This is a genomic window from Cytobacillus spartinae (genome assembly GCF_042865285.1).
Taxonomy (GTDB): Bacteria; Bacillota; Bacilli; order Bacillales; family Cytobacillaceae; genus Robertmurraya_A; species Robertmurraya_A spartinae.
Genome location: NZ_JBIACK010000008.1, coordinates 79,332 through 103,381 on the forward strand (window position 1 = coordinate 79,332; position 24,050 = coordinate 103,381).

Consider the following 24,050-nt stretch of genomic DNA (forward strand, 5'->3'; position numbering starts at 1 on the left):
TTTGCCTAGTAATCTTCAATGATTTTAAAGTTTGGACTTACTTGAAATGTACATCCTGTATTTTTTGAAACATCTTCAATGGTAAAAGGTGAAAACAGTTCAATGAGTATTAACTTCTTTTCTTCTACAGCAAATACAGCCATTTCAGTAATGATCAAGTCTACACAGTTCGCTGAGGTTAATGGCAGCGTACAGGTGTCCACAATTTTAGGATTTCCTTTTTTATCTACATGGTTCATGACGACAATTACTTTTCTAGCTTTTTGAGCGAGCTCCATCGCTCCACCCATTCCTGGAACCTTTTTACCAGGGACAATCCAGTTTGCTAAGTCCCCCTTTTCACTTACCTGTAGAGAGCCTAGAATGGTGATATCAATTAATCCTCTTCGAATCATTCCAAATGCGATTGCACTATCACAGTAAGATGAACCTTGGACAACCGTTACCGGAAAACCACCAGCATTACACAAGTTTTCATCCTCATCTCCATGATGCGGACTCGGTCCCATGCCGACAATTCCGTTCTCAGCGTGAAACATCACATTCATCTCTTCAGGTAGAAAGTTAGGAACTAGGGATGGGATTCCGATACCTAGATTTACAACCATTCCATTCTGTATTTCTTTGGCAGCTCTTTCTGCAATCCGATTTCGAACTTCTACTCCCAAGCCCATTTCCAATTCACCCCTTTAGACGGAATCAAGTAATCTACAAATATACCAGGTGTTACTACCTCATCTGGATCCAAGCTCCCTAATGGTACAATTTCCTCCACTTCAGCAATCGTAATATCAGCTGCCATCGCCACTAATGGATTCGTATTTCTTGCACTTTTGTCATAGATTAAGTTGCCATATGGATCTGCTTTTTTAGCATAGATAATTCCGATTTCAGCGGTTAAAGCTGCTTCAACAAAATATTCCTTTCCATGAAAGCTATAAATAGGTTTATTTTTAGAGACCATTTCATTATCCATGCCGATGTCTGTTAAAATGGCTGCCAACCCTACTCCTCCAGCTCGTATCCGCTCAGCCAATGTTCCTTGAGGGGAAAACTCAACTTCCAGTTCTCCCTTCGTCATAAGCTGTCCGGCAATTGGATTTGATCCAATATGAGAAGCAATGACCTTTTTTGCTCTACCTTGGCTTACAATTTTTCCTATCCCGATATTCGGGAATCCTGTATCATTTCCAATTAAGGTTAAATCCTTAACTCCCTTATCTAAAATCCCATCAATAATAGTCGGTGGAGAACCAACCCCACCGAAACCACCAAACATGATCGTTGAACCATCCTGAAATAGCTCCATCACTCTATTTATGTCTGTAATTTTTCCGAAAGGGTTCCCCATCGCTACATCCCTTCCTTTTCCTATAATCTAGATATATCAGTTGTCTTTAAAGTTCTTCTTCTTCAAATTGTTTGAAGGTTTGGCTCAATAAGGTAATAAGTTCATCCATCTCTACCGTTGTGATGGTTAGCGGTGGAGCAAGTAAAATCGCATCTCCATTAATCCCATCCATTCCTGCACCAGCAGGATAAAGAAGCAATCCATTGTCTTGTGCAAGTGCAACGATTTTTTGTGTTGCTTGTAACTCTCTTGGGAACGGTTCCTTTTTATCCGTATCCTTTTTAATAAACTCAAGACCAATTAACAAACCTTTCCCACGTATATCTCCAATAAAAGTAAATTGCTCTTTTAATCGCTCTAATTTTTCCCGCAAATATTTACTTTTTGATTCAACTTCTTGGATAATTTGATTTTTTTCCAGGTACTCTAAAACCGCTAACGAAACAGCACAGCTTTGTGGATTTGCACTTAATGTATGCCCACTCATAATGGTTTTTGAGCCAACAAGAATGGGCTCCATGATTTTATCGCTAACAAGGGCTGCTGCAATAGGTGCGTATCCTGCTCCCATCCCTTTTCCTAGAGCGACAATATCTGGCTCAACATCCCAATGTTCACATGCAAGCATCGTTCCGGTTCTTCCAAACCCGGTCATGACCTCATCGGCGATAAACAAGATCCCATTCCTCTCACATATTTCTTTAATGACCTTGTAATAATCCTTAGGTGGCGTGACTGCTCCTCCAGCTGCCCCAATCACCGGTTCAGCGATAAATGCAGCAATCTGTTGGGCACCAATTCGTCTTATGACTGTTTCTAATTCATTGGCACATAAATACCCACAATCAGGGGCCTCGCGATTGTAGGGACAACGATAGCAATATGGTGGGTGAATAACAGGGAAGTCTTCAAGCAATGGCACAAAGCGTGCTCTTCTTCCTGTATGACCCGACATTGAGAGTGCTCCTAGTGTAATACCGTGATAACTCATCCACCGAGATAGCACCTTCGTTTTTGTGTGTATGCCTTTCTCCTGCCAGTACTGAATAGCGATCTTCATCGCTGTTTCCGTTGCTTCTGATCCACTATTAACAAAAAAGCACCAATTTAAATCTCCCGTCGTATTTTCAGCAATTTTTCTAGCTAGTTTCTCGGCCGCTTCACTCGTAAACTGAGACCGATAGACAAATGAAATTCTTTTTGCTTGTTCGTGCATTGCTTCAATAATTTCTTCTACACCGTGACCAATATTTGCAGTCACAGCACCAGAAGCGGCATCTAAGTATTTTTTTCCTTCTGTGTCGTATAAATAAATGCCTTTGCCATAATCAATTATAGGATATTGTGCATCAAGCATTGGTTTAATTAAGAATGATTGATCCACGCCTTTTCCCCCATTCCCTTTGTCTGTTTGTAAGCGTTTTCATGTAAATATGGCAATATATTAGAGTGTATGAGATGAAATGAGAAATCTTTCTTAGATTCTTATGTGGTTCGAGGTGGGGCTTGTGAGTTAGTTGGGCTGTATCGTAGAGTAGTGCGTGGTTGCTTGTACGGCTGGTTGCCCTCTTCTTGTCGAATAATCGATAAATGGAAAAATTCGAACAAAAATTTTTAAAATTAGAAGAGAAAATCGAAAAATCGATTATAAAAACTCTAAATTCGAAGAATGCGACTAATTTCAAAAGTGCGTCTAACCTTTATAAAACAAAAAAAGCTATTTACCTATAAAAATATAGATAATTAGCTTTTATTAAGTAAATTTACTCGGTTTGTTCAATTATAATTTCAGTTTGTGTACCTTTTGCCGTAATTGTAGCCATTGCTCCAACTGGTATCGTTGCGATTGGACTTACATGACCGAAGTTTACGTTCGCGATAATTGGTATATCTTTAAGCTCGCGTTTTGAATAAATGATTTTTCTTAATGCTTCTTCCGTAACATTTGAAGAGGTTTGAAATCTACCGATTAAGATCCCCTTAATATACTCCGCATCCGGTAAATGTAATAGTGATTGCAGGTCTCGGTCAAAGGTAAGTGAGTGGGACTCTTCATCATCCTCAACAAAAAGAATAGCATCCTTTAGAGACGGCATATACTCTGTTCCCTGCAGGAGGTTCATCGTACAAAGATTCCCTCCAATAAGCTTTCCACTAGCTTCTCCCTCTTGTAAAACAAGATAGGAATCCTGTTCAATGAAATTACGCTTTTCTTGATCTAAATACCATGGATCATCACTCCAATAAGAGGAAGGATTAACCTCGTAAGGGGCATCATTTGTCATGGCACTTAAGAATGACTGTACAGTATACTCTGTTCCATATTTCATTCCCATTGTAGAGAAATGCGGTCCGGAGTACGTGACCAATCCTGTTTTTTGATAAATCGCTAAACTAAGGGCTGTAATATCGCTGTATCCGCAAATGATTTTTGGGTTCTGCTTAATAAGATCAAAGTCTATGTATTTTAGAAGCTGGTTTGAGTTATACCCACCAATGACGGTAAGGATCGCTTTTACGTTCGGATCACGGAAAGCATCATGAAGATCTTCAATTCGCTCTTCAATCGACGTGCTAAAAAACTCATCATGCTCGGAAACATTTTTCCCAAATGTAACCTTAAACCCCATGCCTTCTAGACGCCCAATCGAAATCTCTCGTTGTTCTTTTTTTATAATGGCCATACTTCTTGATGGTGCTATGACTCTAATTTCGTCACCTGGAACTAATCTTTGTGCGAACATACTAACTTCCTCTTTTCCAAAAATAAAATGGTAAAACACATTTTACCAAAGAACATAAATTCTTGAAAGCTGTTTTCTCAATATAAAAAGCCAAACGAGGTCAACGCCCTACGCTTGGCTTTCAAACAATTATGCTAATACCGTTTCTTTATTCTTACTTGATTTTGATTTTTCAACGATGTCACGTGCAATCCATACTCCACACGCTCCTGCTTGAGCAAGGCCACGCGTAATACCAGCACCGTCTCCACCCACATAAAGACCACTAATTTCCGTTTCAAAACGATCATTTATTTTTGGTCTAGCTGAATAGAACTTCGCTTCTACCCCGTAAAATAAAGTATGTTCAGATGCAAGACCAGGAGTCACGTGGTTTAATGCTTCCGTCATTTCAATTAAGCTTTTCATTGTATTGTATGGAAGAACTAAGCCAAGATCACCAGGTACAGCTTCTTTTAACGTTGGCTCAAGGAAACCTTCTTTAATTCTTTTCGATGTTGATCTTCTACCTTTCAAGATGTCACCATAACTTTGTACGATAATCCCACCACTTGAAAGACTATTCGCCAATCTTGATACTTCATGTGCATATTCATTCGGCTTATCGAAAGGATCTGAAAATGTATGTGACACAAGAAGGGCAAAGTTTGTATTTGGGCTGCCTAGTTTTGGATCTTTATACGCATGTCCATTCGCAAGCATAATACCTGAATGATTTTCAACAACAACATGGCCCGAAGGATTGCTACAAAAAGTACGTACTCTTGTACCAACTGAAGTATTAAAAACGAACTTTCCTTCATAAAGATGTTCATTGATTTCTTCCATAACAATATTGGATGTTTCAACACGAACTCCAATGTCAACTTGGTTATTAATCATTTTTAGACGGCGAGATTTCAAAAGCTTTGCTAGCCATACTGAACCATCACGTCCTGGTGCAATCACGACTTTATCTGCTGTAACAGATTCACCAGTTTTTAGTTTAATTCCTTTAACCACGTGACCATCCGAATTTTTTTCTGTAATTAAATCTTCAACCTCTGTTTTGAACACCATATCTATTTTATCTTTTAAATATTCGAAAATACTCATTAAAATTTCAAGATTTTGTTCTGTTCCTAAATGCCTTACTTGTGCACGTAGAAGTTTTAGTCCTGCTGCATAGCCTCTTCGCTCAATTTCTCTAACTTTGTCTGTTAGCGGATCCGTTATGCTTTCAGTAGCTCCATGCTGCAAGTTAATATCATCAACATACTTAATTAAGTCAATAACTTGTGAGTCAGGAAGATAGTCAGTCATCCAGCCACCAAATTCGCTTGTAATGTTGAACTTCCCATCTGAGTATGCACCTGCACCACCAAATCCATTTGTGATAGAACAAGCTGGTAAACAACCAGCGAATTCTTTTCTTCCGGCTGCTGGTGGACATTTTTCAATTTTCTTTTGTAGGATCGGACAGTTTCTTTTATATATATCATGACCTTTATCAATCAATAAAATATTTGCTTCTGGCATTTTTAGAGATAATTCATAACAAGTAAAAATTCCAGCCGGACCGGCTCCGACAACAATTACATCATAGTTCGTTTTCATCGTCTTATTCCCCCAGACGTTGTGCGTGTATTCGTATTTTCTTAACCCTTGGATAATATATCAGAGGAATAATGCAACGTCAATAGTTTTTTACGAACTATTTAATTTAGATTATAAAAAAACGTTCGTAAATAGCGTATTTTAAGGAATATTTAATGATTTCTGAAAAATTTTATTCCAACCAAAAAGGACTGCCATTTAGACAGTCCCATTTTCTCTACTTAGCATTTTCCGTAGAAGCTAGCCCCAATGATGATTAACAAGATGAATAAAACGACGATTAGAGCAAAGCCACCACCGTATCCAAATCCACCCACTGGCCCAGTCGCAACTGGCGCTACTGCTGTTGGGTAACCATATCCATGATAACAAGGATCACATCCATATCCAGCATATCCGTAATCTGCACCTTTCACAGAGAATACCTCCTTGAAGTTCTAAAATTATTGTTTTCACTTTAATCTATGTGGTAGGTACTTGACCCGTATGTGCGTTTGCCCATTTTTTTCATAAGTAATTAGGCATTCACATTTAATTGCAGGGAGATTGATATAAAATTAGAAACGTAGTAATGTAGTTTTTATAAAATTAGTAGGAGAATGAAAAATGAAAAGTTTATTACGCAGCTTTGTAAATGGGATTCTAACGATTGTTCCAATCATCCTTGTGATTTACGTTGTTTATAAAACGTTTATGTTTTTAGATGGGTTACTTGGCACATTTTTAAAAGGATATTTTAAGGAGGATTACATCCCGGGAATTGGACTGCTGGCTACCATTATAGCCATAACGGTATTAGGGTGGTTATCAACAAAGTTTTTTATTGGTACTTCGATCAAATTAGTAGATCGTTTATTAGAAAAAATCCCCATCGTCAAAACGATCTATTCCGTTATTAAAGATACGGTGCATTCCTTCTTAGGCGAGAAAAAGTCCTTTTCAAAGGTCGCACTTGTTACGATTCCAGGAACAGACATGAAAAGTATGGGATTTGTAACGGCTGAGGAACTCGAAAGCTTTCACAGTCCACTAAAAGATTACATTGCCGTTTATGTCCCGCAGACTTTTCAGGTTGCAGGGTTTACATTTTTAATCCCAAAAGATCAAGTTGAATTCATCGAAGTCAAGCCGGAAGATGCTATGAAATTTATTTTATCTGGTGGAATGACTACAAAGAAAGAAAAGCAAGTAGAGAAAGAGGTATCATAAGAAAAGCCGCCAAATGGCGGCTTTTCTACTTGTCTTCAAATAATTTTTTATATTCCCCTAACCCCGCCTCTTCAAGCTTATCTTTTGGTATAAACTTTAGAGCGGCAGAGTTTATACAATAACGTAAACCCGTAGGTCCAGGACCATCATCAAATACGTGGCCAAGATGTGAATCCGCTGTCTTGCTCCTAACCTCTGTTCTAACCATAAAATGACTAGTATCTGTTTTTTCCGTAATTTCTTCTTCCTCTAGAGGTTTTGAAAAGCTCGGCCAGCCACACCCAGCATCAAATTTTTCTTTAGAGCTAAATAACGGTTTACCTGAAACGATATCTACATAAATACCATCTTCGAATGTGTTCCAGTACTCATTACGAAAAGGAGGTTCAGTACCATTATTTTGAGTTACTTCAAATTGGATCGGTGTTAGCTTCTGTTTAAGTTCAGCACCCTGTTTATCCTTCATTCTTCTCACCCCAATGTTCCTTTATATAAGCCGCTCGACCGGACCCTATTTGATAAGAGTTATATCTTGTAGGATTCTTTTTATAAAACTGTTGGTGGTAGTCCTCAGCTGGATAAAAAGTTTTGGCAGGTAATATTTCCGTCACGATTGGCTTTTTAAAAATTCCACTATCCTGCAAGTCTTTTTTTGATTGCTCTGCTTCTACCTTTTGTTCTTCCGTATGATAAAAGATGGCTGTTTGATAGGACTGACCTCTGTCGTAAAATTGCCCACCAGGATCAGTTGGATCAATTTGCTGCCAAAAAAGCTCAACTATTTTCTTATAAGGAAATACCTCAGGATCAAATTTGATTTGAACAGCTTCATAATGTCCTGTTGTTTCGGAACAGACCTCTTGATAGGTTGGATTTTCTTTGTGACCACCTGTATAACCAGATGTTACACTAATGATTCCTGGCTGTTCATCAAATGGTTTAACCATACACCAAAAACATCCTCCGGCAAACGTGGCAAGTTCAAAGTTTTGCTCTTTCAAGTGAACACCTCTTTTATAATGGACTTTACAACATGTTTATATGGTTTAGATTAAAGAAAAATCAATTGATATGCAAATAATCGAATTAGCTTCAAAGAAAAGTGCAGGCACCTTGCCCAGCGCCGTAAAAACTGTAGCCCCATTGTATGAGATAAAGGAAACACGAAGAGCGAAAGCGATTCGATGTTGACTTATCGTGAGGAAGGAAAAATCATTCGATTTTTCCAAGTTGGGGCGAAGTTTTATAGGCGTTAGGTGCTGGAGCTAGACACCAGTCCAGCTTTAAAAAGTTTATACTTTCTTACCTAGGAACAAAAACCTCTCCTATATAAGAGAGGTTTTTTGGATTATCTTCTATTCTTAATTTGTTTGTTGATACTTTTCCACTTGCTTTTCTCTGCAGCTTGTGCTCGTTTATCAAGCTTTCGATCGAGGTAAGCTAACTCCTTCAACAGTTTCTTATAGCTGTGAAGTCTATCTGCATCAAGTACTCCATCTTCAATCGCCATTAGAACGGCACATCCGGGCTCATTTTTATGTGTACAATCCCTAAACTTACAACGATCGGCCAGTTGCTCAATATCGGAGAAACTTTCGGATAACCCTTCTCCACCCTCCCATAGCTGTATTTCTCTCATACCAGGAGTATCAATTAAGATGGCCCCATTTGGGAGGAGCACCATCTCACGGTGTGTAGTCGTGTGTCTACCCTTCGCGTCATCCTCTCGTATCCCCTGAACCTTTTGTTTTTCTTCACCTAGAAAGTAATTCATGATCGTTGATTTTCCTACTCCAGAAGAGCCTAAGAGTGCAATTGTCTTTTCAGATTCAACGTATCTTGTCAATTCCTCTATTCCTGTACCATCCACCACACTGATTGGAATAATCGGTACACCAAGTGCAACGGCTTCAATCGCTGATACCTTTTCATGGATGTCACTAGCTAAGTCAGTCTTCGTTAGGACAATGACCGGATTCGCTCCACTTTCCCATGTTAACAATAGATAACGCTCCAGCCTCCTAAGGTTGAGGTCATCATTTAATGAACTGACTAAGAACACCGTATCTACATTTGTAGCTACAATTTGTTCATCTGTCGTTTCCCCTGCAACTTTTCTAGAAAACTTACTCTTTCTAGAGAGCACTCCATGGATGGTGCCTTTTTGTTCTTCTGGTCTACCATTTAGCACAACCCAATCACCTACAGCAGGGTAGTCCTCACGAGAAGTTGCATTAAACGAGAACTTCCCGGAAACCTCACATAGTAACTCTCCTACTTCCGTCCAAACCCGATACAATCTTTTATGCTCAAGAGCCACTCTACCAACAATAAGTGTTTGATCTGAATAATTTGCTTGAAAATCATTTTGAAAAAATTCATTAAAGCCCATTTTATTTAAGTTCATTTTGTTCTGTTCCTCCAAATGTTTAAAATACGAAAAAAACCATAGGCAACACAGCCCATGGTTTTACAGTTAAAGGAACAAAAGAAAATAGACCTTTAGTGCAAAATTACTCCGTACATAGGTTGGGCTGTGCATTATTTACAATAGCAACGGTTTCTAAAACAATTAATGATTGTACCATAATTCATCGCCCACCTTTCCATTAGTTGTAATAAGTATATAAAATTGGTAAAGGAAAGTAAACCATATTCTCAAAAAAATTTTCAGAGCTATCCTTTTATGGAAACAAGGATTTTAAAATCTCAATCTATTTCTACACTAGGCACCCATCCACTTTGTCTCGCATATCTTATTGACGTGAAGCTATATAGATAGGAGCGAGGGGTATGTCTACAAAGAGAAATCACCATGATTATTTTGAAAAAGCAGCCATGTACGATTTACTTGCCATGTACTATAAATATATTGATCCCAGTACACATATGATGTATTACCAAAAACATTTAAAGTATATGCATAAAGCCATTCAATCATATAGAACGGATATGATGCCAGGCAATAATATGGGTGGTGCACAGCCTGCAAGAGTTCGTGTACTACATGCTGCACCCGGAGCAGGAAACGTAGATATTTATGTAAATGGGAATCGTATATTAAGAGATTTTCCATTTAAAGAATCTAGTAACTATTTATCTTTACCGGCAGGAAAATATCAAATAGATATCTACCCAGCAGGAAACATGGTATCTACGGTCATCAGCAAAAAAGTGACCGTAGAAGGAGGAAGATTCTATACATTGGCTGCAATTGGTCAGCCAGATAAACATCTAAGATTATTAGCTTATGAGGACGAACCAAGAGTTCCGGCAGGAGAAACAAAAGTCCGCTTTATTCATCTTTCTCCTGATGCACCTGCAGTTGATATCGCTGTTAAAAACAGAGATGTTATTTTCCCGAACGTTTCCTATAAACAAGCTACTAATTATCTAGGATTGTCTCCGATGACCGTCGATCTAGAGGCAAGGGTAGCCGGAACCAACAATGTAGCTCTATCGTTACCTGGGGTTCAATTAAGACCTAATGAGGTTTATACCATTGTTGCAGTTGGCTTATTGTCAGGGGAACCAGAGCTAGAGACTATTGTGCTAAGAGGCTAACAGATACAAAACAAGGTGGCTCCTAAACGGAAGCCACCTCTATTTCGTGGGAACTAATAATGAAAACTCAATATCGTCGTTTTTTAAATCAAATTTCTCTACTTTTACTCTTAAGTTACTTTTTAATTTCATCTTTTGCAAAGCTACATAAATAAGCTCTTCATTTGGCTGTATGCTCACCCATTCTGGAAAATCGTACTTGTCTCTTATAAACTTAAGGACATAATCGACAGGTAAATGAAGCTGCCCAATTGAGATTGACTGTTGTTTTAATATTAAATCCCCATTTTCCAATGCCTCGGGTTCAAAAGTTAACTTCATCTCAATATCTTGTGTAAATACCTTTAGGGTTCCATACAGTTCAACTTCATCCCCAAGTATCACTTGATAGGCAATAGGACTTTTTAAGCCTTCTTTTTCTATATAATGATTAATAACTTTGTTAAGGTTATCCTTATTAGAGTGAATGTTAAAATCTACATATTCATGATTTGAGTATTCAAGATCTAAGTCATCATCCCTAGTAGGAATATTAATGACGACCAACACAAAAAGAATCGTAGCTACATTAATTCCTAGAAGGATAAAGAATAGCTTCTTCCAACTGTTACTCATTATAATAATTCTCCTCTTTCCTTAAAGCATATTTCGTTTCTGAAAGAGTTGGTAGAGCTTGCTTTCTTAAGATTTCATATACCTTTAGTGCCATGAGTTCATAGCCTTTATCATTGGGATGAAAATAATCTTTGTATAAGAGATTTTCTTCCGTAGTTTTAAAGGTTTCTGCAATATCAACAAAATACGTTTCCTCATACATTGAGAGAATCGCTTTACTTTTTTCATTCCAACCTTCCATAATCATGTCTAGTTCTTTCACATTCGCGAACCATTTAGAAAAAGGATTATATAAGCCAACTAATATGATGGTGGTTTGAGGATTTTCAGCGCGAATCAAATCCAAAATGGAGATTAGATTTTGCTCATAAACCTTTCTTTGTTTATCAAAGTCACTGAGATCTAAAGTAGTAAAGTTTTCTCTCACTACTTTCATAATATCATTTCCACCAATCGTAATGATGACCATGTCCGTATTCCCAATGGCTTCTTTTACTTCGTCTTTATCCAACCTTTTTAAAAGTTGAGAGGTTCTATTCCCACTTACCCCAAAGTTAAGGAATTGCGCGTCCTTAACTCCCTTTTCTTTTTCTAGATGTTCTTCTAAGTAAGGTAAATATCCTCCTCTTTTCGTGCTATCTCCAACACCCTGAGTCAACGAATCCCCTATTGATACAATCTTATAATCTTCGGGAACAAAGTCTACTGGTATGTCACTCTTCAAAGATAAACCAGAATCCCTATTTTTATTATAATCACCACTGTAAACGAATACTGGTTGAGCACTTGATTGAGCACAAGATGTTAGCATAATGGAACAAAGAGTAAGAGAGGTGAATAACTTTTTCATCTGATCACCTTCCTTTATATTTCAGGTTAAAGTAAAATTTCAAAGGTTTTTCATTATTAGAAAAGAGTCCAACTTCCGGCTATAATATATATAATATTCAAAAGTCCAAAGGAATTGTCCTAATTCGAAATTAAAGATATTATAACACGAGTTGTGCTCAAAAACAGTTCACCAGTAAATGCCTACTGTTAGCAGAAAGCTACTTCATTGTCGGGAATTTGCGTTTTTAGAGAAAAAAAATTAGACCTTTAAGATAAAGGTCTATTGTTGTAAAGCTTTTATATCACTCATGATTTCATCGAATGGAATTTCGTTTAGTCCTGTATAATACTTCATAATGTTTCCTTCTTGGTCTACAAGGAAGAAGTTTACGTCATGGACAACTTGATCTTGATCTTTCGGTTTAACAACAATTGTTTTGAAGCTATTTTTAGCAAACTCATGAATGTCATCATTACTATAGCCAGTCAGAAAGTGATAGTTTCCGAAATTCACATTAAACTTCTCACCGTAATCTTTCAATACTTCTGGACTATCTATTTCAGGGTCAACGGAAAATGAAACAAATTCAACATTTTCGTACCCTTCGTCTTTAACCATTCCTTGAAGTTTAACCATATTGGATGTCATTGGTAAACAAACATCATCGCAATTTGTGAAAATAAAGTCTGCAACCCAAATCTTTCCTTTTAAATCCGCTAATCCAAAAGGTTGTTCCTCTTGATTCGTAAAAGTAAAATCTTCAACTGGCCAGTTTAAAGGATCCTTAATTCCACTTTGGCCACAAGCTGAAAGAATGGTAACTGTAAGTAGCATTATAAAAATAATACGAAGCTTCATATTCTCACCTGCTGTTCTTCATTTCATATACTTGATTATTCTAGCAGACGTTTGTGAAAGAAGAAAGAAAAAGATGTTACAAAATTATGGACTGACCTTTTCCATATCAGCTTTAATCAGGTGTCTGCACAATTAGAGTACAGGCACTAGACAGATAGTATTTTTTGCGTAGTTTATTAATCACTTTCCTTATAAAGAGGAACTTTTATGATAAAAATAGATCCTACTCCTTTATTGCTTAACACTTCTATATTTCCTTTCATTCTCTCAATAATTTGGTAGCACACCATTAAACCCATTCCAGTCCCTTTTTCTTTCAGTGAATAAAATGCCGTTCCAAGCCTAGCCAATTCTTCATCTGTCATCCCGACACCTGTATCCTCAATTAAAAACACACCATAATGGTTCTCTTTAAAAACCCTAACGGTAAGTGTCCCGCCATCCTTCATTGCTTCTATACCGTTTTTATAGATGTTTATCAGAACCTGTTTAAGCTCACTAACATTCCCTCTTATAAAAACAGAATCCTCAAATTCCGTTTTTAAGGTAATATTTTTGGACATCATCGCGTAAGAGTTCATTAAATCCATTACTTTGCTCGCAAGTTCTACGGCATCTACCTTCTCCATTTCATCTAAATCAGGTTTCGCCAAAGATAAATAATCATTAATGATCGTCTCTGCTCGATTTAGCTCTTCAATCATTAATTTAATATACGTATTCTCCTCCGTTGAAAGCTCCTTTGATAAAAATATCTGTAAAAAACCCTTTACCACAGTCATAGGGTTCCTAATTTCATGGGCAACAGAAGCAGCCAATTGACCGATGGCATTCATTTTCTCCGCACGTTGAAGCTCTCTTAAAAGCCTCGTTTTTTCGATGATATTATCCATTTCTCCAATGGCATCTTCAAATTTATCAGTAGGGTTAGGCAAACGTCCATCTTTCCCAAATTGTTCGGATGTAACAGACAATCTATCAAACAATGTCGTTAACTGGTTTGTCATAAAGTTAAAACGGTCACATAGTAGACCTAAGTCGGATTGGTCGTCTGCTTGGAGTTTTACATCAAAATTTCCGTAACTTACCTCGTTTATTCCTTTGATTATTTCATTGACAGGCTCCATTACCTTGTTTAGCCCATTTTTCAAGATAAAATAAACAACTACCGTTATGATGAGAAAGAAAGCAAATAAGTACAAGGCAATCTCTTTCTGGAAAGATTGAATGGCTTCCGCGTTAACATCAATTCCTAATACGGCTACGACATTGCCTTCTATATCTTTAATAGGAGCAAATGCAGTAATCCAAATACCATAATGATCTTTGAACATCTCTGTGTGTGACACCTTACCGGTTTTCAGAGCTGTTAAAAATCCATCAATATATTCTTCGCCAGCATCGTAATAAGAGAAAGAAGGAAGACCAAGAGTATCATAATTTTTAGAGCCGATTAGGATAAACACTTTTTTACCATCAACCACTTCGGGTAAAAAAATCCCACCGTCAATGTATAAGGAATTTTTCTCATGTACTAATGAGACAATATTTTTTAAGCGTTTATATGCCGGGTGTGTGTCATCTTTAAATTCAATTGTCCTCTCTACATCATCAGCCACAATCGTAGCACTCCAAAGAGAAGCAATCCCGACAACTCGATCGGTAAGTTCATTTTTCATTAATTCCGTTTGTAAAATCACGCTGATCGCAGTAGTAGTAATAACAACCATGAATGTTATGCAAAAAGAAAAAAGTAATACTTTCTTGAATAAGGGGAGGTTTTTAATATATTTCCTCATCATTCGCTCCGGTTCCATATGTATTAGTAAACTACTATTTTTTTCGACAAATGCAATTGTTTTCCCTTTAAAAATTACAAAAATACCATTTATTTTGTAAAAGTTCTGAATTTTCTATTTGGAAGTATTGATTGATGTGTACTTCTGAAAAAATATTTCATCTTGTGAAAATCGTCACAAAAGAAACTTTGAAAATATGATATGATATCCCTGTACAAAATGTGTAAACAGGGTGAATCAAAATGACAAGAAAACTATTAAGTTATTTTTTATTTTTGGGTACGTTAATGTTTCTCATCACAGGATGTTCTAATGAAGAAGAAGTGAAGGAAGTGGTTCCTACTGTTGAGCCTGCTCAGGACCACGGGAATCATACTTACAATGAAAAGAACGGGGATCTAAGAGAGCTAACCACTTCAGTTGACACTCTCCCTATTTTTTTAAAGGATAAGCCTGAGCAAATGCAAATCATTTATAGTGCTGCTGCACAACACCAAGAGCTTCTCGAATACATCCCTTGTTACTGTGGCTGTGCAGAGTCTGGTAACCATCAAGATGCTTATGATTGTTTTGTTTATGCAAATAAAGAAAATGGTGAGGTTGTCTGGGATGACCATGGTACCCGCTGTGGCGTTTGTCTAGAAACCGCAGCAGAAAGCATTCTGCAATATAAAGATGGAAAATCAATGATGGAAATACGTGAGTATATTGATGAGAAATATAAAGAAGGATTTTCGGAGCCAACTCCTACAAAAATGCCTGAAGGTGTATAAAACGAACCCCTGAATGATTGTCATTCAGGGGTTGTTGTATATTTTATTCAAAAAAGTACATAAAGCCAATTGCTCCAGGACCTGTATGTGTAGTAATAACAGGACCTGTATAAATTTCTTGAATTTTATCATAGCCTGTCAATTCTTTAATGTTCGCTTTCAATTTCGATACCATTTCAGGTGCATCAGCATGGACGAGCCCAACACCCTTTATAGTCTTGCCATTCGTATCAGTAGCAAATTCCTTAGCTAAATATTTTGCGACCTGAGAATAGCTTCTAGCCTTTGAGACAGGCGTGTAAACCCCGCCTTCAAGTGAAGCGATTGGTTTAATATTTAATAATGAACCAATCATAGCCTTCCCTTTCCCAATTCGTCCACCTTTAACAAGGTTTTCTAGTGTATCCACTACGACAAATAATCTAGTTTGTTCACGAACTTCGTCTAGACGACTAAGAATTTCATCTACACTTTTACCTTCTTTCGCCATTGTTGCCGCTTCCATTACTTGAAAGGATAAGGCACTAGAGATAAATCTTGAATCAACTACCGTTACATTTCCTTTAGACATCTTTGCAGCCGATTCTGCTGACTGAACCGTTCCGCTCATACCACCAGTTATGTGAATAGAAATCACGTCATACCCTTCATCCGCTAGACGATCATAAAGTTCAGCGAACACTCCGACTGCTGGTTGACTACTCTTAGGAAGTTCTTTGGACTCCGCCATTTTTTGCAGAAACTCTTGAGGAGTAATATTAACGCGGTCTAAATAGGTTTCATTTTCAATCTGAATGGATAGTGGAACCACTTCTATATCGTACTCTTTTATTAGTTCTTGTGATAAGTCTGCAGTTGAGTCGGTTACTACTTTAATTTTATTAATGATCTTCACTTCCCTTTTACTTCGTTTGGCATATTTTTTATTATACCTTGTCCAGTAGTAAATTTTACATAAAATTAATAAATTTGTAAGGGAAATAATTAAGATAGCCCAACATCTTGTCCGTTTCATTGCGCTGCAGACACTTGCTTTCCTAGGAGGAATAGGGTTCGATTCCTCTTAGGGGAGGGATGTGAGCCTTCTCGGCTTCGCCTGTGAGGTCTCACACTTCCCTCTATTCCCGCAGGACTTTGAATTAACTTCTTCGAACTGGCCCACGCACGAAGGAAATGCGATAGCATTTTCGAGGAGTCAAGTGTCTTCCGCTTCATTCCACTAATGTTACTGAAGATGTTCATTCAAAAGATAAAAAAAATAAAAGAGCACCGGCAGACTACCAGTACTCCAAAAACAAATCATTTGATTAAAAATAAGTTAGTTAGTCACATGACCATTTCATTTAAGCGTTGTTCTTAAGCTCTTGAGATTTAAAAATATCCTCGTATACGGGCCATTTCAACACTCTCTTTAAGTAATCCTTAAATGAATAGCACTTTTTGACTTTTCGGTCCCCATAAAGGGTTGTAATAAAAGTTTGCAAACGGACTTGGATTAAAAAATAATAAGGGCTATCTTCCTCCAATACTGGAATATCCATGACTTTTACCTTCTGTCCAACAACATTTTTGAACTCTAGGCTTTTGAATAGCAAAATATCAATCCTCTTTTTCACCCGTTTGATTATATTATACCTTAATTATAGGTCGAAGTGTGTCTATTTATGCGGTGTTTATAAAAAATTAAAGAATTTTTCATAATTGTGTTAACCATGTGATATGTAGTAGACAGATGAAGGTATATAGAATAGATGACAGAAAGGATAAGTTTTTAATGAGTTGACTTTGTTGTATAGGTTTTAAAAAGATTAGACTAAATAATAGAAGAGATAGGCTGATTTTTACTATTAAGAATAGACTTGGATCAAGAGTGTAAACTGCATTCATTATGGGATTTGCTTCTTCAATTACCTGGATTGATAATCCAAAAAAAGTAAGAATAGCATCAATTATATTTAAAATACCTAAATAGAAAAATAGAATGATTACCACAACATCACCGCTTAAATTTGATAAAAAAAGACCTTGCTACTTTATCTAGAGTAACCAAGGTCGTTTTATTTTATATCTCTCGGAACAGTTTTCTTCTTTTTTCGTTGATAAAAGTAAAGTAATAGACCTGTAAGCAATAGGGCTGTTCCAGCAAAGACATTGTTGTACATATTAGTAGCCGTAGAAGGAAGGATTTGGCCATCCACCGGCTCCGCTGCTAAATCATCATCACTAATTGGACGCTGTGGTTCAATCGTGTCGTCATCCTTTGGATCTTCAGGGTCTGTTGGTTCCTCTGGATCTTCAGGGTCAATTGGATCTGGATCTGGATCTGGGTCTGGGTCTGGGTCTGGGTCTGGGTCTGGATCTGGATCTGGGTCTGGGTCTGGGTCTGGATCTGGATCTGGGTCTGGGTCTGGGTCTGGATCTGGATCTGGGTCTGGGTCTGGGTCTGGGTCTGGGTCTGGGTAATTATAGCCTTCTACGATAAACCTTAGTTCAAACTCAAAAGCCAATCCTTGGAAATCGTTCCCTAATTCGTACGGAAACTCTACTTGAAAAAAGAGGTCTTCCTCATGAAAGGATTTCAGGTAACGTGGAGTAAGTCCATGAAAATCCTTTAATTTCCCATCGAACAATGGGGTAGACTTTTTGCCCTTCTCCCAAACACGTAATAAGAATTCTTCATAAAGTTCTTTTGAGCCCACAATAAATTTCGATGTTGTGTTATAGGTAAAGTCTCTGGTCCCTCTGTTTTGTACTTCTAGTTTCTTTGTATACGTATCTCCAGGTTTAAAGTTACTTATTTCCATAAAAACATTACTATAATCAAGATTAATATCTAGTTGGTTTTGATTTGCATTAACAACATCGTTTTTAGGTAAATAAATTATAATTAGAAAAAAAAGAGGTAAAATCAAAAACTTCATAAAACTCTTCATATAATTACCTCATTTATTTTAATAATAAAGGTGGGAACTTAAACCCACCTTTATTAATTAAATTATTTAACATCCTAGCTATTAAAAGTCTTCACCATTATTAGCATTTTTGTTTGATTCAATTTCCCCATCTTCATCAGATACATCTTGCCCATCCCACTGACTAGCTTCAAAGGCTACCTTTAAATCAACGCTGTCACCTTGGTAGATATTTTGTTCATGCGTGCCATCTTCATACTTAGCAGTGTCGTTTTTAACAAACTCTATCTCAATTTCTAATTTATCGGAATCATTCGGGGAAACCGGTATTCCATAATAACCATTTTCATCAATTGTAGAAACTACTAATCTATCGTCCCCAGCTTTTATATATCCAGATCGCACCTTATTGAATACATCAATTTTTGCTTGATTAATTTCAGTCTCTGTTGCTCCAAATTTATTATTACTTGGATCTACAGAATCAGAAGCTAAATAGAAGTCTTTTAATGAAACATTTTGTAGAAGGATATTTTTAGGATATGTGTCAGTAGCATTGGGTTCTCCTAATTGAATTACCGAAACCTGGAATTGATCTAAAAAGTCTAATGCACTTGTATTGTGATCTGCAGCCCAAGTATCTCCGTACCCAGCCATTCCTGCTTCAGTCGGAGCATAATCTCCAAACTCTACTAATTCAATTGACATTAAAACATCTTTAATTGCCAAAGTACCTGTATTTTTAAACTCTAAAGCTCTTTTCATAGAATCTCCAGGTTTCAAATTCGATACTAAAAATTCATACGGTTGGTCAGCTGAAAGTGGAGCTAACTCTAGGTTTAATTCACCAGCTGCCATGCTCCCAGTGTTAGTCTCAATATCATTAAATGCTGCCCAAGTTCCTCCAGCAACTAAGGAAATACCTAAAGTTGCAGACATTGCACCCATTACTAATTTATTTTTAAAACTCATTATATTCTCCTCCTAAATTATAAATTTCTACAATATTAAAGTTCTACGAATAGTTATACTTGCTCTTAATCGTTACCTCTTTCCTCACCGTCCATTTGGGTAGCCTCAAATTTAATACCAAAGGTTGCACCCTCACCTTGGTATTTATTTTGCTCATGTAATCTACTATTAGAGTACTTCGAGTCATCCTCTTCAAACTCTATTCTAATATCGTAGGTAACAGTCTCCTCTGGTTCTAAGGCTACGTCATTACCAAACATATCTGACTCAGAGACACTTTGAATAGCACCTAGATAACCATCAAAAACTGGATTATCGCCATTTTTTACGGTAATCTTAAACTGATTTAAAAACTGTGTTTGGTCGTTCACACCATTATCTGGTAAATGACTATGTGTAACATCATCCCAGTCAGAAACTGTAGTTGTCACCAAAATATCTTTAATTGTCAATGATCCATTATTTGACAGGGTTAACTCCTTCTCAAAATAATCTCCTGGCTTCAAATTCGAGAGGTTAAATATTTCCTCAGGACTAGTGACAAGATCTAGTGTTCCTGCTTCAAAACTATTACTTACTTCTTCCACATCATTAAATGCTGCCCAAGTTCCTCCCCCAATTAGTGATACACCTAATGCGCCAGCTAAGATGCCCATCCCCATTTTCTTTTTAATACTCATTTAAAATTCCTCCTCTTTTATATCTCACCCATTTGGGTATGTATGTGAACCCTAAAAAGGGTATCAACCTAAGAAACTGTTTTTTCAGCTGAATCAACAATGTTGTTATTTTTAACTTTATGTTCAATCTCTTTTATAGCTAATCGAATAGTCCAAGCTGCATAGCCTAATAAGAATAAACCTGGAATGATTAGTAACAACGCTGTACCCATTGGTGTACTTGCATATTTGAAAAAATACCCTATAAAAGGAATACTAATCCCGGAGTATTTCGCAACAACATTACCATCAATAACGGGATTTGTATCTGCATCTTCATTGTTATCTCCCTGTGTTTTATAAAGAACACTATCTCCTTGTTTAATAACCTCAATAATCCTATGGGTAACTATATTTTTCTCATCCTGCCTAAACGTAATTACGTCGTCTTTCTTTAAGCTCTTGGTGTCATCTACCTTTTCTACAACAATAATTGAACCTGTTTTAAATGTCGGTTCCATTGAACCTGATAGAACTGTTTTAAATTGATATCCAAATAGTTCAGGCTCTCCACCAGATGCTCGAGAAGAGATAACCATAACGATCATGACAAGTAGAGTAGTAAAAACAATTCCATAAAGTACATTTCCTATTATTTTTCTTGTGTTCTTCATTGCTTTCTCCTTTCCAAAAGCTTAGAAATTTTCGTTTGCATTTATACTAAATTATATTTTCATCAGTTTCAGCAACCTCACCATCTTCGGGTAGTTGCTCACTTTCTGACTCAGAAATAACCTCTTCACCTGACCCGACTATAGAATCAGTTTCAGTTTCAGTTTCAGTTTCAGTTTCAGTTTCAGTTTCAGTTTCTGTTTCTGTTTCTGTTTCTGTTTCTGTTTCTGTTTCTGTTTCTGTTCCAGTTTCTGTTTCTGTTTCTGTTTCTGTTTCTGTTTCTGTTTCTGTTTCTGTTCCTGTTTCCTTTGTTGTTCCTGTATCTACTTCAATAGCCTCACTGTTGTCTTGGGTTTCCACATTTAAATTAGTCTCACCATTATCAACGCATCCTGATACTACAATTTTCTCACTCCAAATGTAATCCTGACCTGGTCGTTCCGGTTTAGTAACTTTAAAGCGATAATTACCATCGGATAGGTCTATATTTTCTGCTAGGATTATCCCGCTTTGACTTTTATTAATCATTGGTACTTCACCGCTTGCTAATACAGGACCAATTGGTGTCTTAGTTTCATTTCCATCACCAACTTCAAACAATTCCCAACTCCAAGTAGAGAATGTCATATCTTCTCCTTTATTTGCTATCCCACTATAAACACTAGGAGGATTACAGGTAAATCCAGTAGTAGCTCCAGCGAAATCCAATGAACTACTATCCCATTCTTCAACTGGCCAGTTAACATGTATGGAGGCATGTAACTCTTCAATATCGTTAAAAGATGCATTCGTAAATGTGTTTACACTTACTCCAACAAATATAATGAGGTACCAAACTGTTAACATTTTAATTCCACTTAGGATTTGGCGATAACGGTTTCGGAATTTTCTCGCTCTCTTCAATCTAATCACACTCACCCTCTTTCAACTTAAGCAAAAACTAGTTGTTAAGTACTTCGATCTCTTTGTTCGTTTTACCGAACTCACAACTTGAGTATAAGCCAAACGAATTATTTTGAAAAATACCAAAAATAGCCGTTTTTTCGTTATAAAGAACAGATATCTCTTGTTTTTTCACTATACCTCTTTTTTTCTTACTATTTTGTCTTTTTTAATGAACAAAAAAGTTCTATATAATGTACGTATAGTGAAAAATAACTTTCTTTATGAAGAACAAAAGGAGAATAAAAATGGTAGGTGAACGAATCAAGGAGCTAAGGTTAAAGAAAGGCTATTCCATAACAGAACTTGCTAGGATCGCAGGGGTGTCAAAGTCTTATTTAAGCTACATAGAGAGAGATGTACAGAAAAATCCTTCCTTACAATTCTTATCTAAAATTGCTTCTACTTTAGAAACGAGTATTGAGTATTTACTGGGAGAAGAGAAGAGCGAGATAGAAAAAAAATTAGATGATGAGTGGTTAACACTTATTAAGAAGGCAATTGATTCAGGTATTAGTAAGGATGAATTTAAAAGCTATCTTGATTTTTCTAAATTTAAGAAGTGGCAGAAAAGGCCAGAAATGAAGAAAACGAAGGGGGATTCCTAATGGATACGATTGAAAGAATGACATTGGATCAAGAATGGATACTATTGGTTCAAGCTGCAAAGGATTTAGGGTTAACTCAAGAAGAAGTTACTCAATTTCTTAAAACAACAATGAAAGAAAGCGAAAACTGATCGTGCTAAAATATGCGGCGTTTATCATTCTCATTAGCGGATTACTTCTTATTGGCTATGGTGGACTCCAATTTGCACAAACAAAACAACAACAAGAAGAAAGCATTAAAATAGCTAAAGATATCGTATCTGAGAACCAACCACTTCAGCAATCTAATACTGAAACTATAAAAAAAGAGTTCAATCCAAAACAAGGTGAAGTTGTCGGAGTACTAGAAATACCTAAAATAGGTGCAGAGCTCCCTATTATAGAAGGAACAGATGAAGACGAGCTTGAAAAAGGGGTTGGCCATTATAAGGGGACTGCCTATCCGTTACAAAATGACCAGATTCTCCTATCAGGTCATCGTGATACAGTTTTTAGAAGAATGGGTGAGCTCGAAATAGGCGATATATTTACGGTTAAACTTCCATACGGTCACTTTTCTTATATCATCCATGAAATGAAAATCGTAGAGGCAGATGACCGAACCGTAATTAGGTCTACGGCACCTAATGATGTATTAACTGTAACAACGTGTTATCCCTTTTCATACCTAGGAGATGCACCACAACGATATGTCATTAATGCCTTACCTATAAAAGAAAATAAAGACTGACTTTAGAGAACTTATTATCTCTGAAGCCAGTCTTTTATTTCTTAATAAATATTTATTTGTTAATAAAATATTAACTTACCTCTGAAGTATCCTCATCTTCATCATCAAACTCATCTTCCCATTCCGCTTGTTTCTTCAACTTACGTTTATAAACAACCTTCGATAAGTTTATGCTAATCTCATAAAGGAATAGCAAAGGAATCGTTACTAACACGTCAGACATAAAGTCAGGTGGTGATATAATGATCGCTACTACAATCAAGATAAAATAAGCGTACTTTCTTATTTTCTGTAGTACATAAGGATTAATGATTCCTAGTGATGTTAAGAACATCGTAACAACTGGTAATTCGAACAGCACCCCGAAAGGCAGTGTCATGTTCATGATAAATTTGAAATATTTTTCTGCCGTAAAGTTCGTTACAAGCATATCTCCACTAAGTTCAACTAAGAAATTCAAGACTGTAGGAAAAATGACAAAGTACCCAAAGCTTAATCCTGCTAAAAATAGCATAAATAATGCTGGGATATAAGCCAATGAAATTTTTCTTTCTACAGGCTTTAAAGCTGGTTTTACAAACAACCATATTTGTAGTGCTAGTATTGGAATGGTTCCAGCAATAGCAATAACTGTTGCCAGCATGAAATATACCCAAATGATATCACTTGGCCCAAGGACGATTAATTTCACATCCAGATCACGTACAAGCCAACTATAAATGTCTTTTACATATATAAATCCAATAACAAAAAATATTAGAAAAGCCCCAACCGATATAATTAGACGTTTTCTTAGCTCATCTAAATGATCGACTAGATTCAACTCTTTATCTTCCATAACTTTCCCCTACCATTAATCGATGTTTTTAAAGTGTGTAAGTTGAAAACTTAAAGAAAAAAAGTGCAAGATAAGAATCTCACACTTATTTAGTCGCTTTTTTCTTTTCTTCTTCAAAATCATCCATAACGTCGCTTGTTAATTCACGAGTTGACTTTTTAAATTCGCGTAACGTTTGACCGAATGCACGACCAATCTCTGGTAACTTTTTAGGGCCAAATATGATTAAAGCTAAAACAAGAATTAATATTAAACCAGGAACTCCGATATTAGATAACATGTATTACATCCCCTTTTATGATTTCACATTGCAGCCTGAATAAATTTCATTTAAGTTTGAAATCTATTCATCTACTATGATTATAGTACTTTTTTA

The 24,050-nt window shown here is 36.6% G+C and carries 30 protein-coding genes; 6 read left to right on the top strand and 24 right to left on the bottom strand.

The features are described 5' to 3' along the window. Positions 1-5: 5 nt before the first annotated feature. From ACFYKX_RS15940 to ACFYKX_RS15965, 6 genes are all read right to left on the bottom strand, one after another. A complete protein-coding gene (locus ACFYKX_RS15940) occupies positions 6-674 on the bottom strand; it encodes a 3-oxoacid CoA-transferase subunit B (RefSeq protein ID WP_389362057.1) in 669 nt (222 codons plus the stop codon). Further along, positions 659-1,351 carry a CoA transferase subunit A gene (locus tag ACFYKX_RS15945; protein ID WP_389362058.1) on the bottom strand — a complete coding sequence of 231 codons (693 nt, stop codon included), beginning with the start codon at positions 1,349-1,351 and terminating at the stop codon, positions 659-661. Before ACFYKX_RS15945 ends, ACFYKX_RS15940 begins: the two co-directional genes overlap by 16 nt. Before the next feature lie 46 nt (positions 1,352-1,397). After that, on the bottom strand, positions 1,398-2,735 hold the full coding sequence (locus tag ACFYKX_RS15950) for an aspartate aminotransferase family protein (protein WP_389362059.1): 1,338 nt from the start codon (positions 2,733-2,735) through the stop codon (positions 1,398-1,400). Between the two features lie 379 nt (positions 2,736-3,114). Next, positions 3,115-4,095, bottom strand: a complete 981-nt coding sequence (locus ACFYKX_RS15955) for a S66 family peptidase (protein ID WP_389362060.1) — start codon at positions 4,093-4,095, stop codon at positions 3,115-3,117. Positions 4,096-4,224: 129 nt separating this feature from the next. Further along, a complete protein-coding gene (locus ACFYKX_RS15960; RefSeq protein WP_389362061.1) occupies positions 4,225-5,691 on the bottom strand; it encodes an NAD(P)/FAD-dependent oxidoreductase in 1,467 nt (488 codons plus the stop codon). A gap of 221 nt (positions 5,692-5,912) precedes the next feature. Then, on the bottom strand, positions 5,913-6,008 hold the full coding sequence (locus ACFYKX_RS15965; RefSeq protein ID WP_389362203.1) for a YjcZ family sporulation protein: 96 nt from the start codon (positions 6,006-6,008) through the stop codon (positions 5,913-5,915). Positions 6,009-6,297: 289 nt separating this feature from the next. On the opposite strand from ACFYKX_RS15965, the gene ACFYKX_RS15970 reads away from it, so the two are divergent. Then, positions 6,298-6,900: a DUF502 domain-containing protein gene (locus ACFYKX_RS15970; protein ID WP_389362062.1), complete on the top strand. Its 603-nt coding sequence runs from the start codon at positions 6,298-6,300 to the stop codon at positions 6,898-6,900. A 25-nt stretch (positions 6,901-6,925) separates the two neighbouring features. Here ACFYKX_RS15970 and msrB read toward each other — a convergent pair whose 3' ends face one another. The 3 genes from msrB to rsgA all read right to left on the bottom strand — a co-directional run bounded on the left by msrB (position 6,926) and on the right by rsgA (position 9,307). Then, a complete protein-coding gene (gene msrB, locus ACFYKX_RS15975; RefSeq protein ID WP_389362063.1) occupies positions 6,926-7,366 on the bottom strand; it encodes a peptide-methionine (R)-S-oxide reductase MsrB in 441 nt (146 codons plus the stop codon). After that, positions 7,356-7,847: a peptide-methionine (S)-S-oxide reductase MsrA gene (gene msrA / locus ACFYKX_RS15980; RefSeq protein ID WP_389362204.1), complete on the bottom strand. Its 492-nt coding sequence runs from the start codon at positions 7,845-7,847 to the stop codon at positions 7,356-7,358. Before msrA ends, msrB begins: the two co-directional genes overlap by 11 nt. Before the next feature lie 401 nt (positions 7,848-8,248). Further along, on the bottom strand, positions 8,249-9,307 hold the full coding sequence (gene rsgA, locus ACFYKX_RS15985; RefSeq protein ID WP_389362064.1) for a ribosome small subunit-dependent GTPase A: 1,059 nt from the start codon (positions 9,305-9,307) through the stop codon (positions 8,249-8,251). A gap of 386 nt (positions 9,308-9,693) precedes the next feature. Between rsgA and ACFYKX_RS15990 the strand changes: the two genes are divergently transcribed. Further along, a complete protein-coding gene (locus tag ACFYKX_RS15990; protein ID WP_389362065.1) occupies positions 9,694-10,464 on the top strand; it encodes a DUF4397 domain-containing protein in 771 nt (256 codons plus the stop codon). Between the two features lie 39 nt (positions 10,465-10,503). Here ACFYKX_RS15990 and ACFYKX_RS15995 read toward each other — a convergent pair whose 3' ends face one another. From ACFYKX_RS15995 to ACFYKX_RS16010, 4 genes are all read right to left on the bottom strand, one after another. Continuing rightward, positions 10,504-11,079, bottom strand: a complete 576-nt coding sequence (locus tag ACFYKX_RS15995; protein WP_389362066.1) for a YpmS family protein — start codon at positions 11,077-11,079, stop codon at positions 10,504-10,506. Then, the gene (locus tag ACFYKX_RS16000; RefSeq protein WP_389362067.1) at positions 11,072-11,929 is read right to left on the bottom strand and encodes an SGNH/GDSL hydrolase family protein; all 858 of its coding nucleotides are present in this window, start codon (positions 11,927-11,929) and stop codon (positions 11,072-11,074) included. The genes ACFYKX_RS15995 and ACFYKX_RS16000 overlap by 8 nt, the downstream gene beginning before the upstream one ends. Before the next feature lie 261 nt (positions 11,930-12,190). Beyond that, positions 12,191-12,769 (bottom strand): SCO family protein, encoded by a 579-nt coding sequence (locus ACFYKX_RS16005; RefSeq protein WP_389362068.1) that lies wholly within the window; start codon positions 12,767-12,769, stop codon positions 12,191-12,193. A 176-nt stretch (positions 12,770-12,945) separates the two neighbouring features. Continuing rightward, positions 12,946-14,571, bottom strand: a complete 1,626-nt coding sequence (locus ACFYKX_RS16010) for an ATP-binding protein (RefSeq protein ID WP_389362069.1) — start codon at positions 14,569-14,571, stop codon at positions 12,946-12,948. Positions 14,572-14,810: 239 nt separating this feature from the next. Between ACFYKX_RS16010 and ACFYKX_RS16015 the strand changes: the two genes are divergently transcribed. Then, complete coding sequence (locus ACFYKX_RS16015; protein ID WP_389362070.1) at positions 14,811-15,341, top strand: PCYCGC motif-containing (lipo)protein; 531 nt, start codon at positions 14,811-14,813, stop codon at positions 15,339-15,341. Positions 15,342-15,384: 43 nt separating this feature from the next. On the opposite strand, the gene ACFYKX_RS16020 is transcribed toward ACFYKX_RS16015, so the two are convergent. The 9 genes from ACFYKX_RS16020 to ACFYKX_RS16060 all read right to left on the bottom strand — a co-directional run bounded on the left by ACFYKX_RS16020 (position 15,385) and on the right by ACFYKX_RS16060 (position 21,634). Beyond that, positions 15,385-16,227 carry a DegV family protein gene (locus tag ACFYKX_RS16020; RefSeq protein ID WP_389362205.1) on the bottom strand — a complete coding sequence of 281 codons (843 nt, stop codon included), beginning with the start codon at positions 16,225-16,227 and terminating at the stop codon, positions 15,385-15,387. A gap of 457 nt (positions 16,228-16,684) precedes the next feature. Continuing rightward, entirely contained in the window at positions 16,685-16,936 is a 252-nt protein-coding gene (locus ACFYKX_RS16025; protein WP_389362071.1) for a DUF2535 family protein, read from the bottom strand. A 100-nt stretch (positions 16,937-17,036) separates the two neighbouring features. Continuing rightward, the gene (locus ACFYKX_RS16030; RefSeq protein WP_389362072.1) at positions 17,037-17,333 is read right to left on the bottom strand and encodes a DUF5658 family protein; all 297 of its coding nucleotides are present in this window, start codon (positions 17,331-17,333) and stop codon (positions 17,037-17,039) included. A 65-nt stretch (positions 17,334-17,398) separates the two neighbouring features. Beyond that, a complete protein-coding gene (locus ACFYKX_RS16035; RefSeq protein ID WP_389362073.1) occupies positions 17,399-18,274 on the bottom strand; it encodes a TasA family protein in 876 nt (291 codons plus the stop codon). A gap of 81 nt (positions 18,275-18,355) precedes the next feature. After that, positions 18,356-19,225: a TasA family protein gene (locus ACFYKX_RS16040; RefSeq protein WP_389362074.1), complete on the bottom strand. Its 870-nt coding sequence runs from the start codon at positions 19,223-19,225 to the stop codon at positions 18,356-18,358. Between the two features lie 65 nt (positions 19,226-19,290). Continuing rightward, on the bottom strand, positions 19,291-19,905 hold the full coding sequence (locus ACFYKX_RS16045) for a TasA family protein (RefSeq protein ID WP_389362075.1): 615 nt from the start codon (positions 19,903-19,905) through the stop codon (positions 19,291-19,293). Positions 19,906-19,973: 68 nt separating this feature from the next. Next, the gene (gene sipW, locus ACFYKX_RS16050) at positions 19,974-20,558 is read right to left on the bottom strand and encodes a signal peptidase I SipW (RefSeq protein WP_389362076.1); all 585 of its coding nucleotides are present in this window, start codon (positions 20,556-20,558) and stop codon (positions 19,974-19,976) included. 46 nt (positions 20,559-20,604) lie between these two features. Continuing rightward, positions 20,605-21,468: an amyloid fiber anchoring/assembly protein TapA gene (gene tapA / locus ACFYKX_RS16055; protein WP_389362077.1), complete on the bottom strand. Its 864-nt coding sequence runs from the start codon at positions 21,466-21,468 to the stop codon at positions 20,605-20,607. A gap of 28 nt (positions 21,469-21,496) precedes the next feature. Next, complete coding sequence (locus tag ACFYKX_RS16060) at positions 21,497-21,634, bottom strand: hypothetical protein (RefSeq protein ID WP_389362078.1); 138 nt, start codon at positions 21,632-21,634, stop codon at positions 21,497-21,499. Between the two features lie 112 nt (positions 21,635-21,746). Here ACFYKX_RS16060 and ACFYKX_RS16065 point away from each other — a divergent pair, with 112 nt between their 5' ends. Genes ACFYKX_RS16065 through ACFYKX_RS16075 form a run of 3 tightly spaced genes read left to right on the top strand, consistent with a single transcriptional unit; the run spans position 21,747 to position 22,836 of the window. Beyond that, positions 21,747-22,106 (top strand): helix-turn-helix domain-containing protein, encoded by a 360-nt coding sequence (locus ACFYKX_RS16065; RefSeq protein WP_389362079.1) that lies wholly within the window; start codon positions 21,747-21,749, stop codon positions 22,104-22,106. After that, entirely contained in the window at positions 22,106-22,237 is a 132-nt protein-coding gene (locus ACFYKX_RS16070; protein WP_389362080.1) for an anti-repressor SinI family protein, read from the top strand. The genes ACFYKX_RS16065 and ACFYKX_RS16070 overlap by 1 nt, the downstream gene beginning before the upstream one ends. Positions 22,238-22,239: 2 nt before the next feature. Beyond that, positions 22,240-22,836 (top strand): class D sortase, encoded by a 597-nt coding sequence (locus ACFYKX_RS16075; protein ID WP_389362081.1) that lies wholly within the window; start codon positions 22,240-22,242, stop codon positions 22,834-22,836. A 70-nt stretch (positions 22,837-22,906) separates the two neighbouring features. Here the strand turns inward: ACFYKX_RS16075 and tatC are convergent, their stop codons facing one another. Then, positions 22,907-23,674, bottom strand: a complete 768-nt coding sequence (gene tatC / locus ACFYKX_RS16080) for a twin-arginine translocase subunit TatC (protein WP_389362082.1) — start codon at positions 23,672-23,674, stop codon at positions 22,907-22,909. 85 nt (positions 23,675-23,759) lie between these two features. After that, positions 23,760-23,954, bottom strand: a complete 195-nt coding sequence (locus tag ACFYKX_RS16085) for a twin-arginine translocase TatA/TatE family subunit (RefSeq protein WP_389362083.1) — start codon at positions 23,952-23,954, stop codon at positions 23,760-23,762. Between the last annotated feature and the right edge of the window lie 96 nt (positions 23,955-24,050).